At 44.7% G+C, this 12,707-nt stretch carries 14 protein-coding genes; 8 read left to right on the top strand and 6 right to left on the bottom strand.

From position 1 onward, the window contains the following. Entirely contained in the window at positions 1-768 is a 768-nt protein-coding gene (locus T491_RS0102480) for a ParA family protein (RefSeq protein WP_028902467.1), read from the bottom strand. A 121-nt stretch (positions 769-889) separates the two neighbouring features. Here T491_RS0102480 and surE point away from each other — a divergent pair, with 121 nt between their 5' ends. From surE to T491_RS0102500, 4 genes are read left to right on the top strand one after another with little or no spacing between them, the layout of a single operon-like run. Further along, entirely contained in the window at positions 890-1,657 is a 768-nt protein-coding gene (surE, locus tag T491_RS0102485; protein ID WP_028902468.1) for a 5'/3'-nucleotidase SurE, read from the top strand. After that, complete coding sequence (lpxB, locus tag T491_RS0102490; protein ID WP_028902469.1) at positions 1,654-2,769, top strand: lipid-A-disaccharide synthase; 1,116 nt, start codon at positions 1,654-1,656, stop codon at positions 2,767-2,769. The genes surE and lpxB overlap by 4 nt, the downstream gene beginning before the upstream one ends. 15 nt (positions 2,770-2,784) lie before the next feature. Next, complete coding sequence (locus T491_RS0102495) at positions 2,785-4,092, top strand: NCS2 family permease (RefSeq protein ID WP_028902470.1); 1,308 nt, start codon at positions 2,785-2,787, stop codon at positions 4,090-4,092. 2 nt (positions 4,093-4,094) lie between these two features. After that, a complete protein-coding gene (locus T491_RS0102500) occupies positions 4,095-4,811 on the top strand; it encodes a DUF5020 family protein (RefSeq protein ID WP_028902471.1) in 717 nt (238 codons plus the stop codon). Between the two features lie 121 nt (positions 4,812-4,932). On the opposite strand, the gene T491_RS0102505 is transcribed toward T491_RS0102500, so the two are convergent. The 5 genes from T491_RS0102505 to T491_RS0102525 all read right to left on the bottom strand — a co-directional run bounded on the left by T491_RS0102505 (position 4,933) and on the right by T491_RS0102525 (position 8,251). After that, positions 4,933-5,853 carry a sensor histidine kinase KdpD gene (locus T491_RS0102505; RefSeq protein ID WP_081773205.1) on the bottom strand — a complete coding sequence of 307 codons (921 nt, stop codon included), beginning with the start codon at positions 5,851-5,853 and terminating at the stop codon, positions 4,933-4,935. Positions 5,854-5,856: 3 nt separating this feature from the next. After that, positions 5,857-6,168, bottom strand: coding sequence for an STAS domain-containing protein (locus T491_RS0102510; RefSeq protein WP_028902473.1), 312 nt, complete (start codon positions 6,166-6,168; stop codon positions 5,857-5,859). Between the two features lie 24 nt (positions 6,169-6,192). Then, on the bottom strand, positions 6,193-6,612 hold the full coding sequence (locus T491_RS0102515) for an ATP-binding protein (protein ID WP_028902474.1): 420 nt from the start codon (positions 6,610-6,612) through the stop codon (positions 6,193-6,195). Positions 6,613-6,734: 122 nt separating this feature from the next. After that, positions 6,735-7,508, bottom strand: coding sequence for an ABC transporter ATP-binding protein (locus tag T491_RS0102520; protein WP_028902475.1), 774 nt, complete (start codon positions 7,506-7,508; stop codon positions 6,735-6,737). Continuing rightward, complete coding sequence (locus T491_RS0102525) at positions 7,505-8,251, bottom strand: ABC transporter permease (protein WP_028902476.1); 747 nt, start codon at positions 8,249-8,251, stop codon at positions 7,505-7,507. Before T491_RS0102525 ends, T491_RS0102520 begins: the two co-directional genes overlap by 4 nt. Positions 8,252-8,400: 149 nt before the next feature. On the opposite strand from T491_RS0102525, the gene lptB reads away from it, so the two are divergent. From lptB to clpX, 4 genes are all read left to right on the top strand, one after another. Next, positions 8,401-9,204: an LPS export ABC transporter ATP-binding protein gene (gene lptB, locus T491_RS0102530; RefSeq protein ID WP_028902477.1), complete on the top strand. Its 804-nt coding sequence runs from the start codon at positions 8,401-8,403 to the stop codon at positions 9,202-9,204. 84 nt (positions 9,205-9,288) lie between these two features. Next, positions 9,289-10,650 carry a trigger factor gene (gene tig / locus T491_RS0102535; protein ID WP_028902478.1) on the top strand — a complete coding sequence of 454 codons (1,362 nt, stop codon included), beginning with the start codon at positions 9,289-9,291 and terminating at the stop codon, positions 10,648-10,650. Positions 10,651-10,776: 126 nt separating this feature from the next. Further along, positions 10,777-11,445 carry an ATP-dependent Clp endopeptidase proteolytic subunit ClpP gene (gene clpP, locus T491_RS0102540; protein ID WP_028902479.1) on the top strand — a complete coding sequence of 223 codons (669 nt, stop codon included), beginning with the start codon at positions 10,777-10,779 and terminating at the stop codon, positions 11,443-11,445. Between the two features lie 12 nt (positions 11,446-11,457). Next, complete coding sequence (gene clpX / locus T491_RS0102545) at positions 11,458-12,696, top strand: ATP-dependent Clp protease ATP-binding subunit ClpX (protein WP_028902480.1); 1,239 nt, start codon at positions 11,458-11,460, stop codon at positions 12,694-12,696. Positions 12,697-12,707 lie beyond the last annotated feature (11 nt).

Below are 12,707 nucleotides of genomic sequence, written 5' to 3' on the forward strand. Positions count from 1 at the left end.
TTACTTTCTGTTCTTATAGATAATTTCCTGAGCCAAAGCCAGGTGGTTCTTGGCACCAGTAGAGTCGGCGTCATAAAGGATGACGGGCAGTCCGTGACTTGGTGCTTCACTCAGTTTGACATTGCGCTGGATAACAGTTTTGAATACCAATTCCTGGAAGTGACGCTTAACCTCGTCGTAGATTTGGTTGGCCAGACGTAGACGTGAATCGTACATGGTTAGCAGGAATCCTTCTATCTCCAGTGTGGGGTTTAACTTATTCTTGATAATCTTGATGGTGTTCAGCAGTTTACTGATACCCTCGAGGGCAAAATACTCGCACTGCACGGGGATGATTACCGAGTTGGCCGCTGTGAGTGAGTTAACGGTTATCAGTCCCAGCGATGGCGAACAGTCGATGAGTATGAAATCGTACTCATTACGAATGGGCTCAAGCATCTGCTTAATCACCTTTTCGCGGTCGCTCAGGTTTAACATCTCAATTTCGGCACCTACCAAATCAATATGGCTGGGTATGATGTCCAGCCCGTCGATGTCGGTGGTATAGATGGCATCGCGTACATCAGCCTTGTTGATAATGCATTCGTATAGTGAGCATTCTACATCTTTGATGTCAACACCCAGTCCACTTGATGCATTGGCCTGAGGGTCGGCATCGACTACCAATACGGTCTTTTCCAACGTGGCCAGCGATGCTGCCAGGTTGATGGTTGTAGTTGTCTTACCTACACCGCCTTTTTGGTTTGCTAATGCAATAATCTTTCCCATTTGATTTGAATTAATCTTGATAAAAATAAGAAATTTGGCCACAAAGATACTAAAAAAAAGAGAATTAGGCGTTATGAATTAAGAGATTTTTGTAACTTTGCAGCCAAATCATTGATATTTTATGGAAATTAAACGACCTTTATTGCTCATTTCCAATGATGATGGATATCAGGCTAAGGGTATCAATTGTCTGGTGGAAATGCTGAAGGATATCACAGATATCATCGTTTGTGCCCCCGATGATGCCCGTAGCGGTTACTCGTGTGCCTTTTCGGCTGGTATTCCCCTACGGTTGAATCTACGACATAAAGAGGAAGGGGTAGAGGTGTGGAGCTGTAATGGCACACCAGTAGATTGTGTGAAAATGGCACTGGCAAATATTTGTGAGCGTCAGCCTGATATGGTTATTGGTGGTATTAATCACGGTGATAATGCCTCGGTAAATACACACTATAGTGGCACGATGGGTGTTGTTATCGAAGGATGTCTGAAATATATTCCTTCGGTAGCTTTCTCGCTGTGTGATCAGCGCCCCGATGCCGATTTTAGTCCGTTGAAGCATTATGTTCGTGAGGTGGTACAGCGTGTACTCGCTGAAAGTCTGCCAAAAGGAGTCTGCCTGAATGTGAATTTTCCCTTGGTGGAGTCTTACGCTGGTGTGAAGGTGTGTCGAATGGCGTTTGGAACATGGTATAACGAGTGCTCCAAATACCATCATCCGCGTGGCTACGATTATTGGTGGATGGTTGGGCATTATCGTAACGATGAACCCGATGCGGAGGATACAGATAACTGGGCACTTAGGCATGGCTACATTGCCATTACGCCAACTCAAATAGATGTTACCGCCTATCGCGCTATCGAACAGATTAAAAACTGGCAGTTATGAAGTACTATCTGATAGTTGGTGAAGCCTCTGGTGATTTGCATGCGTCTCATCTGATGCGTGCTCTGAAACAATTTGACAGTGATGCTGATTTTAGATTTTTCGGTGGTGATCTGATGGCGGCTGTTGGCGGTACTCGCGTAAAGCATTACAAAGAGTTGGCTTATATGGGGTTTGTGCCTGTGTTATTACATCTTCGTACCATTCTCCGAAATATGCGCATGTGTAAGCAGGATATCGTCGCGTGGCAACCTGATTGTGTAATTCTTGTAGATTATCCAGGATTTAATCTGAAGATAGCTAAGTTCGTGAAATCACAGACTGATTTCCCTGTGTATTATTATATTGCACCAAAGATCTGGGCGTGGAAGGAGTATCGTATTAAGCAGATCAAACGTGATGTAGATGAACTTTTTTCCATCCTTCCCTTTGAGGTGGCGTTTTTTGAGGGGAAACATCATTATCCGATTCATTATGTGGGTAATCCCACTGCTGACGAGGTGAGAGAATTTATGAGAAGTGAGGAACACAGCATGGGGACTGAGAATACAGTTGCCTTGTTGGCAGGCAGTAGAAAACAGGAAATTAAGGATAACCTGCCCGCCATGCTTGAAGCTGCAAAGCCTTATGAAAATACTTACCAGTTGGTTGTGGCTGGTGCTCCTGGGATTGAACCAGAGTATTATCAGCAGTTTATGCGAGGAACTCAGGCGAAAATTGTTTTTGGCCAGACCTATCAGCTACTCTCAAGGTCTTATGCTGCCTTGGTGACCAGTGGTACTGCCACACTCGAAACGTGTCTGTTTCGTGTTCCGCAAGTAGTGTGCTACAAAACACCGTTGCCTAAATTGGCTGGTTGGTTGCGTCGACATTTGCTAAAGGTGAAATATATTTCGTTAGTAAACCTTGTTGCCAATCGTGAGGTGGTTCGTGAACTGGTGGCCGATAGCTTTTCTGTGAACAATATTCGTACTGAACTTGGTAAAATCTTATCGGGTAAGGAGCGTGATCGAATGTTGGCAGGTTATGACGAAGTGTGGTGCGCGTTGGGTTCGGAAAAAGCGCCCGAAAACGCCGCGCGTTTGATGGTTGAGAAATTAAAGCATGTGAAATAATAAAGCTATAAAATGATGAATAAATTTCTTTCTTTACTGGGATTTGATGCAGAAAAACATTCTGTGAAAACTGAAGTTCTGGCGGGTCTTACCACCTTCCTTACGATGTCGTACATTCTGGCTGTGAATCCACAGATCATGGGTGAGACTGGTATGGATAAAGGTGCTCTGTTCTCGGCTACTGTCATCTCGGCTGCTGTCGCAACTTTGGTCATGGCTTTTTATGCCAAGATGCCTTTCGCACTTGCTTCAGGTATGGGTATAAATGCATTCTTCGCCTATACGCTGGTGCTTACCATGGGGTATACTTGGCAGGAGGCGTTGGCTGCGGTGCTCTTCGAGGGCGTTATCTTTATTCTCCTTACTATTTTCCGAGTACGCGAGGCTATTGTCAATGCTATCCCGCAGAATCTGCGTTATAGTATTAGTGTTGGTATTGGACTTTTTATTGCCTATATCGGCTTGAAGAATGGTGGCATCATCGTGACAAGTGCTGCTACTGTTACTACATTAGGGGCGTGGACAGCAACTTCTGTACTTGCTGCTTTTGGTGTCCTCTTGGGCGGTGTGCTCATGTCGCAGAATGTCCGAGGTGCTTTGTTCTATACCATCCTGCTTGTTACTGCCATTGGTGTACCTTTTGGTGTGACTCATCTGCCAGAGAATTTCTCGTTGATGAGTTGGCCTGATTCGATTGCGCCAATTGCGTTGCAGATTGATTTCTCGCGTTTCATCGCGCTCGACTTTAACTACTATGTAGTTGTATTTGCGCTATTATTCATGGATTTGCTCGATACTCTGGGGACTCTGATTGGTACTTCTACCAGTGCAGGTATGGCAGATCCTAAAACTGGTAAAATTCATGGCTTGAGCAAGGCGCTGATGGCCGATGCTATCGGTACAACTGCTGGCGCGTTGTGTGGTACTTCGACTGTGACTACCTATGTGGAGAGCTCGGCAGGTGTGGCTGAGGGTGGTCGTACGGGGCTCACTTCTTTCTCGGTTGCAATGTTGTTCTTTGTATCGCTGTTCTTCTCACCGGTATTTCTTGTTATCCCTGGTGCTGCTACCACATCGGCATTAGTGTTGGTTGGTGCGCTCATGATGAAGACTATCACAAAGATTGATTTTAGCGATTTCTCTGAGGTGGCGCCTTGTTTCATACTGATTATGTCTATGCCTTTTACAGCAAGTATCTCTGATGGCATTGTGCTTGGTCTCCTGTCGTATGTGTTTATTAAGGTTTGCTCTTTCCGCTTTAGGGAAGTGTCGCCTGTTATGTATATTCTTTCGATATTCTTTGTACTTAAATATATTATATAATGATGAGAAAGTTTTTTAGTTTGATGTTGATGGCTGTAGCAGCCATGAGCGTTAGTGCACAGAATGTGCAGTTGCATTATGATTTTGGTCGTAACATCTATTCGAATGAGGAGGCTGGCCGTCAGAAGGTGACGCTGACTCTTGAGCAGTTTAAGGCCGATAAGTGGGGTTCGTGGTTCTATTTCGTTGATCTCGATTTAAATCGCAAAGAAACAATGGCTGCCTATGCCGAGATTTCTCGAGAGATTAACATTGGTAAGCAGGGATTTGCTGCCCATTTCGAGTATGATGGCGGTTTGTCTTCTTCGCCTTATGTGGGCAGCTATCAGCAGGCCGCTTTGTTGGGTGGTGCCTGGAATGGTCATAGTAGCGACTTCTCGAAGACTTATGGTGTGCAGTTGATGTACAAGCGCTTCTTTAAGAATCTGCACGATACACATGCTTACAACTCGTTCCAGCTTACTGGAGTGTGGGGATTGAACTTTGCACAGAAGAAGTGTACTTTCTCGGGTTTCATTGATTTCTGGCGAGGCGAGAAAGATAATGGGCATGGTCAGTTGGTTATTCTCTCTGAGCCTCAGTTCTGGTACAATGTTACTGATAATCTGAGTTTGGGTAGCGAGGTTGAAATCAGCAATAACTTCATTTATAATGCCGATCCAACCAGTAGTAAAACATTTTTTATTAACCCGACTCTCGCTGTTAAGTGGAACTTCTAAAAATGCACACGAGTCTGTCATGCCCTTCTTAGGGTAGATGGACGGTGCATAGAAAAGAACAAGCCCCTTCGTGTCATGATTGGCAGGGAGGGGCTTGATTTTGTGTATTGTTGTCTCTTTATCAGATAGGCAGTGAGAATACAAAACGTGCTCCGCCATGATACTCGGTGTCGAGCTTGATGTCGCCACCCAGACGACGGGCAATGCTGCGGGCTACTGTTAGACCGATGCCATTGCCTTCGAAGAAGTCGTTCAGCTTTACGTAGGGCTCGAAAATCTTCTCGGCATACTCTGAAAGTACACCTGTTCCAGTGTCCTCAACGCAGAATTCGAGGTTGGAGCCTTCGATGTTGATGAGCAGGATAATCTGGCCCTGAGTAGTGAATTTCATGGCATTGTCGAGTAGGCATACCAACGCACGTACAGCATGCTTGCTGCTGGTGAAAACCATAGTTGCTTGAGCCTCCTCGACCATCTGGCATTTGAATTCGGCCTTCTGAAACGAGCTGATGCCTGACTCCTGAATTGCCAGTGCGGCAATATCTTGAGCCATGACATTGTCCTCGCTGTTCAAGGCCTGCTCCATATCGATGTCGTTGACATTCAGGATCTGGTTGGCCATCAGTGCGATGGTGCCGGCATTAGGATGAGTGTAGTCGAGTTTCTGTTTCAGTCCCTCGGCATACTTTTCTATCATATCCTTCTTTTTGAGCATGGTTTCCTCAAGTTTCTGCTTGGCGGCCATAACCTCGCTCGCCTGCTTTTCAATGGTCTCCTTGACCTTCAGAACCTTCTGCTTCTCCTCTTCCATCTTGTCGAAGGCCATCAGGGCTTCTTCGTAGCCTTGACCAACGTTGTCGAAGTTCTGCTCGAGCGAACGGTAGTCCTTCAGCAGTTTCTCCATCTCGTTGACGCGCTTCTGGTAGTCATTGAGTAACTGACTACTTTCTGCCTCCTGTTCGCGGATATGCTTAATTTTCATCTGCAGGACCACGCAGATGGCAAGGAGCGCTAAGAGTAATATGATAACCACCCAGATCATATGTTATGCTTTTTTCTGTTCAACCTTCATGAACTTGGTGAAACCTGTCATTGCCAGGATCTTATAGATCTCGGGCGAAACGTTGGTTATCTTGAACTGGCCTTTCAGCTGTGTCACTGTGCGCATAGTCTTCTGGATGATGCGAAGACCTGAACTGGCCATGTATGTAAGTTCTGTGCAGTCCATTTCGAGATCTACACCGCCCTCTTTCAAGGCGGGCTGGATGTCCTGCTCGAATTGGTTGGCATTCATAGTGTCGATTCTTGAACCGGTCTTAATAATGGTTTTTCCACCTTCTTTGATAATCTGTGTCATAATTCTGTGTTATCTAAAGTTCTATTAAATTTCTTCGTTTAAATCTTTCTTCATAGTAAGTAGATTCTTGCCTTCCAAACGCTGGTAGGTAACCTCGTTCATGATGTTCTTTACGATGTAGATACCCAAACCGCCCAACTCGCGATCGGCTGGATCTGTAGCGGTGTCGATATCTTCCTTCATGGTAGGATCGAACTCGCGGCCTTTGTCGCTCAGTACGAAAGTGAGCGTGTGGCCAATGCACTCGGCAGACAATTCGATGTCAGCAGTCTTCCCTTCAGGATAAGCATAGAAGATAACGTTAGAAACCATTTCCTCCATAACCAGGTTCAAGTTCATCAGGAGCTCCATGTCGAGCTGTAATTCTTCACCGATTTCTTCGATGAAGGTATTGACTTTTTCCAGTTCACCAACCTGATTCTTAATCTTAATTTCCTTTTTCATATAAAATTGCTAAAATTGGATGTTATAATTTCGATTATTGCTGCAAAAGTAAACAAAAATTCTGAATCGCACAAGTTTTTTGGAATTTTTTATTTAATAATTAGGTAATTTTCGCTTTTTGTTTATAATGTCAGACCATTGTCCATGACGATTTTCCGCATATTTTTTAGTAGGTCGCTGGCGAATATAAAATCGGTTAGGCGGGCATTGGATGAACCCATGACGTCGGCACTTACGCCTTGCCACTCTTTATTCCCTTCGTAAATAAAAATAATATTCTCGCCAATTCCCATGACGGAGTTCATATCATGAGTGTTGATGATGGTCGTCATGTTGTATTCCTGCGTGATGGAGTGTAGTAGCTGGTCGATAACCAGCGATGTTTTTGGGTCGAGTCCGGAGTTTGGCTCGTCGCAAAACAGATATTTGGGATTGAGGGCAATGGCGCGTGCAATGGCTACGCGCTTCTGCATGCCGCCGGATATTTCGCCAGGGAATTTGTCGTCGGCACCACCAAGATTTACGCGGTCCAAACACTCTTTTGCACGATGCTTACGCTCTCGAAATGTCATTGATGAAAACATGTCGAGTGGAAACATGACATTCTCAAGTACCGTCATCGAGTCAAAAAGGGCTGCGCTTTGGAATATCATGCCCATCTCACGTCGCATCATGACTTTCTCATGTTTCGACATGCTTACGAAATTACGGCCGTCATATAGTATCTCTCCCTTGGTTGGTTCGAATAATCCGACAAGATTTTTCATTAGGACGGTCTTGCCGGAACCACTTTGGCCGATAATGAGGTTTGTCTTTCCGTCCTCGAAAACAGTATTAATGTCCTTAAGGACTTCTTTGTCCTCAAAACTCTTATATAAATGCTTGACTTCGATCATGATAGTAGCTGTGTTAGGAAAACATCGGAGAATAGGATGAGTACGCTTGAGGTGACAACGGCGTCGGTAGATGCCTTGCCTACATTGACGCTACCGCCTTCGACGGTGTAGCCGCAGAAGGCGGGCACGCTCGAGATAATGAACGCAAAGAACTGGCTTTTGATGATGCTCATCCATACAAACCACGGAATGAAAGCGTGTTGCAGTCCTGATGTCAGGTCGTCGGGCGCGATGATGTGTCCTAAGTAAGCAGTGCCATAAGCTCCAATGATACCTGTGGCCGATGAGAATATGACGAGGAACGGCATGATGGTGAGCATGCCGATGATTTTGGGCAGAATAAGATAACATGCAGAATTGATGCCCATGATTTCAAGTGCGTCAATCTGTTGGGTAACTCGCATAGTTCCTAATTCAGAGGCAATGTTGGAGCCAACCTTTCCTGCCAGAATTAAACACATGATAGAGCTTGAAAATTCCAGCAATAGAATCTCGCGGGTGGTGTATCCGGCTACCCAACGTGGCATCCAAGGACTCTGGATGTTGAGTTTCATCTGAATACAAATGACGGCGCCAATGAAGAAAGAGATGATGAGTACGATGCCGATAGAGTTGATGCCCAATTGGGTCATCTCGGTGACATACTGTTTGAGGAACATCCTCATGCGTTCTGGACGAGAGAATACACGTCCCATGAGCATCAGATATTGACCAAAGGTGGTCAGCCATTTATGTAATAACATTGCAAACAAACTAATATATTTCGGCTGCAAAATTACTATTTTTTTTCAACACAAAGGCACAATGACACGTAGATTTATAATAAAAAAACAAAAAACTCTGTATCTTTGTATCTCTGTGTTCCATTTTTTAATTACCTTTGCAGCCGATTATGGAAGAAGATCGTATTGTACTACGGACAGAAGGCCTCGTGAAACGCTATGGTAAGCGTACGGTGGTTAATGATGTTAGCTTCGATGTGAAGCAGGGAGAAATTGTGGGACTGCTGGGACCTAATGGTGCTGGTAAGACTACTTCATTCTATATGACTACAGGACTGATCGTGCCTAATGGTGGTCATATATTTTTAGGTGATGAAGATGTGACAAAATTCCCTGTTTATAAGCGTGCTCGTGCTGGAATCGGCTATTTGGCACAGGAAGCCAGTGTGTTCCGTAAGATGAGTGTTGAGGATAATATTCTCTCAGTGCTGGAGATGACAGGAAAACCTCGCGATTATCAGTTGGATAAGCTGGAGGAGTTGATTCGTGAGTTCCGTTTAGAGAAGGTTCGTAAGAACTTAGGTGATCGTCTGTCGGGTGGTGAGCGCCGCCGTACGGAGATTGCGCGTTGTCTGGCTATTGAACCGAAATTCATCATGCTCGATGAACCCTTTGCAGGCGTTGACCCTATTGCTGTAGAAGATATTCAGCAGATAGTTTATAAGTTGAAATATCTGAACATAGGAATTCTGATTACGGACCATAATGTGGATGAGACACTGGCTATTACCGACCGTGCTTATCTGTTGTTTGAAGGTAGGATTTTGTTTCAGGGGACGCCAGAAGAGTTGGCTGCGAATCAGATTGTTCGTGAAAAATATTTGACTGAATCGTTCGAATTAAGAAAAAAGAATTTTCAACAGATAGAGATGGAACGAAATGCTAAGGAACTGGCTGAAAAAGTTAAAAATTGAAAAAACGACGTTGGTTACGCCGTTTTTTTGTACTTTTGCACCCCAATATTTTTGAATATATATTATAAATAAGTACATAAGAAGATGAAAATTTCGTTTGAGTGCGCCGACAAAATCAATGGTCTGTTGACTATGACTGTTGAGAAGGCAGATTATCAGGATGCAGTAGAGAAGCAGCTGAAAAATTATCGTAAGAAGGCACAGGTTCCTGGATTCCGTCCAGGTATGGTTCCCATGGGAATGATTAAGAAGCAGTATGGCACAGCAGTGAAGGTTGACGAGGTTAACAAGTTGCTGGGCGAGAAGCTGTATGAGTATGTTCGTGAGAACAAGATTCAGATGTTGGGTGAGCCCCTTCCAAATCAGGAGAAGCAGGTACCCCAGGACTTTGAGAACGCAGATGATCTGACATTCGTGTTCGATATTGCTGTTGCTCCCGAGTTCAAGGCTGAGCTGACTGGCAGAGATAAGATTGACTATTACACCATCAAGGTTGATGATAAGATGCTTGACGAGCAGGTGCAGATGTATGCATCACAGGCAGGCGAGTTCGTAAAGGCTGAGGTGTTCAGCGGTAACGATACACTGACTGGTGATATGCGCGAGCTTGACGAGAATGGTAACACCAAGGAAGGTGGTATCACTACCGAGGCTGCTATGGTTATGCCTGCTTACATCAAAGCCGATGATCAGAAAAAGCTCTTCGATGGTGCTAAGCCCGGTGATATCATTACTTTCAATCCCAAGAAGGCTTATCCCGATAACGATGCTGAGGTTGCTGCCCTGTTGAAGGTTAAGAAGGAGGATGTAAAGGATTTGAATGCTGACTTCAGCTTCCAGATTACTGAGATTCGTCACTTCCAGCCTGCAGAGGTTGACCAGAAACTCTTCGACCGTGTATTCGGTGAGGGTGAGGTGAAGGATGAGAAGGCTTTCCGCGCTAAGATTGCCGAGAGTATTGCTCCTCAGTTGCAGCAGAATAGCGACTTCAAGTTCCTGCTCGATGTTCGTAAGCACATGGAGAAGAAGGTTGGTAAACTTGAGTTTCCAGAGGCTCTGCTGAAGCGTGTGATGCTTCAGAATAATCAGGATAAGGGTGCTGATTTCGTTGAGAAGAATTTCGAGGGTAGCATTAAAGAGTTGGCTTGGCACCTGATTAAGGAGCAGCTGGTAGCCGCTCAGAACATTAAGGTTGAGGAGGCTGATCTGAAGGCTGTTGCCAAGGAGGCTATCCGTGCTCAGTTCGCCCAGTATGGTATGAGCAATGTACCCGATGATGTTTTGGAGAACTATGCTAACGAGCAGATGAAGAAACGTGAGAATGTTGACAATTTCGTGGATCGCGCTGTTGACATGAAGCTGACTGAAGCTCTCAAAAATGTAGTTAAGTTGAATCAAAAAGAGGTTACTTTCGAGGAGTTTAATAAGCTTATGCAAGAAAAATAAGCTTTTTTAGGAAAAAATAACCCCTAAAATAGAAGGGTTATCGACTTTTTTATTATCTTTGTGTCCCAAATGAAGATGAGAAAGGTCGATAACCTTTTCTCTTATGTATAAGAAAGGATATAGAGTATGAATAATGAATTTAGAAAATATGCTACCCGGCATTTAGGTATGAACGGTCTGGTACTTGATGATGTTATCAAGGCTCAAAACCAGTATATGAATCCTTATATTCTTGAGGAACGCCAGTTGAACGTAACTCAGATGGATGTGTTCTCGCGTCTGATGATGGATCGTATCATCTTCCTCGGAACACAGATTGACGACTATACGGCAAATACGCTGCAGGCTCAGTTACTGTTCCTTGATTCGACCGATCCGGGAAAGGATATCTCTATTTATATTAACTCGCCTGGTGGTAGTGTGACTGCTGGCTTGGGTATCTATGATACTATGCAGTTTATTACCAGCGACGTGGCTACAATCTGTACAGGAATGGCTGCTTCAATGGGTGCTGTGCTGCTCGTAGCTGGTGCTGAGGGTAAGCGTTCGGCGCTACCTCATAGCCGAGTCATGATTCACCAGCCTCTGGGTGGTGTTCAGGGTCAGGCGTCGGATATCGAGATTGAAGCTAAGGAGATCCTGAAATTCAAGAAAGAGTTGTATACCATTATCTCAGAACATTCGCATACACCTTATGATAAGGTATATGCAGATTCAGACCGTAACTACTGGATGACGGCTGAAGAGGCCAAGGCCTACGGTATGATTGATGAGGTACTCACCAGGAAGAAGTGATAAGAAGATTAGATGAAGGACGTTTGTAGTTTTTGTGGAAGAAGCGATAAGGAAGTTGCGCTGTTGATAAGTGGTCTGAATGGACATATCTGTAGTGATTGTGTACGTCAGGCTTATCAGATTGTACAGGACAACTTGAAGGAGAACCCTAAGGCTGTTGCCAAGGATAAGAAAGGCGTAGCTGTGCCCGAACCAATGAAGGTGCCTAAACCAAAGGAGATTAAGGCGTATCTGGATCAATATGTGATAGGGCAGGACGATGCCAAGCGCTATTTGTCAGTGGCCGTATATAACCACTATAAGCGTCTGCAGCAGCCTGTCGATGATGATGTGGAAATTGAGAAGAGTAATATTATTATGGTGGGAAGTACTGGCACGGGTAAGACTCTGCTGGCACGCACCATCGCTAAGCTTCTCGATGTGCCTTTTACCATCGTTGATGCCACAGTGTTTACTGAAGCCGGCTATGTGGGTGAGGATGTGGAGAGTATTTTGTCGCGTCTGTTACAGGTAGCCGATTATAATGTGGAGGCTGCTCAGCGCGGTATTGTATTCATTGATGAAATAGATAAGATTGCCCGTAAGAGTGATAATCCCTCTATTACCCGAGACGTTAGTGGCGAGGGCGTGCAGCAAGGATTGCTGAAGTTATTAGAGGGTACCATGGTGAACGTGCCACCCAAGGGGGGGCGTAAGCATCCTGATCAGGATTATATCCATGTGGACACTCGAAATATCCTGTTCGTTTGCGGTGGTGCTTTCGATGGTATCGAGCGTAAGATTGCTCAGCGCATGAATACCCATGTGGTGGGTTATAATTCGGTGACTAACGTCAGAAAGATTGATAAGAACGATCTGATGCAGTATATTGTACCTCAGGATCTGAAGTCGTTCGGACTGATTCCTGAGATTATCGGTCGTCTGCCAGTGCTTACCCACTTGAATCCTTTGGATCGTGAAGCCTTGGAGAAGATTCTTACAGAGCCAAAGAACTCAATTATCCGTCAGTATAAGAAACTTTTCGAGATGGATGGTGTGGAGCTAACCTTTGATAAGGAGGCGCTGGAAACTCTCGTAGATAAGGCCGTTGAGTATAAGCTTGGTGCCCGTGGATTGCGTTCTATCGTTGAGAACGTGATGATGGATGCCATGTTTGATCTGCCATCTAAACGAACAAAGAAATTTAATGTGACTGCCGATTATGTGAAGAAACAGTTGGATAAGTCGCATCTCCAAAGCATGGAAGCCTAACTAACTAATAA

The organism is Prevotella sp. P6B4, from assembly GCF_000619985.1.
In the GTDB taxonomy this organism is placed as follows: Bacteria; Bacteroidota; Bacteroidia; order Bacteroidales; family Bacteroidaceae; genus Prevotella.